The organism is Empedobacter sp. UBA7252, assembly GCF_002472765.1.
GTDB classification, from domain to species: domain Bacteria; phylum Bacteroidota; class Bacteroidia; order Flavobacteriales; family Weeksellaceae; genus Empedobacter; species Empedobacter falsenii_B.
The window spans coordinates 7916-8408 of the sequence record NZ_DKSQ01000039.1 but is presented as its reverse complement, the minus strand read 5'-3'; the positions used below and the strand labels follow the sequence as shown (position 1 = coordinate 8408).

Annotated in this window: 1 protein-coding gene and 1 pseudogene; both read right to left on the bottom strand. The window is 32.0% G+C overall.

Translation table 11 applies throughout. The features are described from left to right. Positions 1 to 182, bottom strand: a pseudogene (locus B2X73_RS05255) (hypothetical protein); the annotation flags it as partial. 2 nt (positions 183 to 184) lie between these two features. Continuing rightward, the coding region (locus B2X73_RS05250; protein WP_291095920.1) for a Nif3-like dinuclear metal center hexameric protein at positions 185 to 493 on the bottom strand (309 nt) is incomplete at its 5' end.

Sequence of the window (493 nt, the reverse complement as noted above, 5' to 3'; positions counted from 1 at the left end):
ACTATTTTTTGGATTCTCGTTTCTAATTGTGCAACATCGTCGCTCAAATCTTCAACTTCTAAAGGTAATTCACCTCTTGTGTTTCTGATTTCATCTAAACGTGAATCAATTAATTGCAAGTCGTATAACGCGCGAAGTTTTTCTTCTACGCTTAGTTCTTTGATATTTTTTGTTTCAGACATAGTTAACAATAATTAACAGGATTGGTATTAATTCCAGAATTAAAGACCACAAAATTAGTAAATTTTTCTTTAAGATACGAAGTTATTAAGTTTTTTGTAAACTGTTCCGATTCAAAATGTCCAATATCTGCCAAAACAAGCTTATTTTCAGCTGTAAAAAAATCGTGATATTTCAAATCAGCCGTGATATAAATGTCCGCTCCAGCCGAAATTGCATTTTTTATTCCAAATGCGCCAGAACCTCCAAGTACAGCAACCTTCTTTATTTTTTTGTTTAATAATTTCGAGTGACGAATAACGGGTGTATTCAT